Below are 364 nucleotides of genomic sequence, written 5' to 3' on the forward strand. Positions count from 1 at the left end.
GGCCAGCATTTCCTGGTTGGCCATCATCTTTGGCCGCACCCGGTTGAGCGTAATAACTTCGTATAGCATACATTATACGAAGTTATACGAAGCCTGGGGTTGTCGGCTGAAACGCCTTTCGTGCTGGGCTTGCAGCTCAGCATTGCCGTGCTGGTGGTGGCCTGCCCCTGCGCCCTGGGCTTGGCCACCCCCGCGGCGATCACCGTGGGCACGGGCCGAGCCGCCAAGGCCGGCATCCTGTTTCGTGGCGGCGATGTGGTCGAAACGGCCGCGGCCCTGAAGACTGTCTTCTTCGACAAGACCGGCACCCTGAGCATCGGCCGCCCCAGCCTCAGCGGCCTGCAGCCGGCGCAGGCTGGCCTCG

The 364-nt window shown here is 64.6% G+C and carries 1 pseudogene; it reads left to right on the top strand.

What is annotated here, in order from left to right:
* Positions 1-99: 99 nt before the first annotated feature.
* Positions 100-364: pseudogene (locus tag R2A130_RS16605) on the top strand (heavy metal translocating P-type ATPase); the annotation flags it as partial.

The organism is Ahrensia sp. R2A130 (assembly GCF_000179775.1).
Classification (GTDB): Bacteria; Pseudomonadota; Alphaproteobacteria; order Rhizobiales; family Rhizobiaceae; genus Pseudahrensia.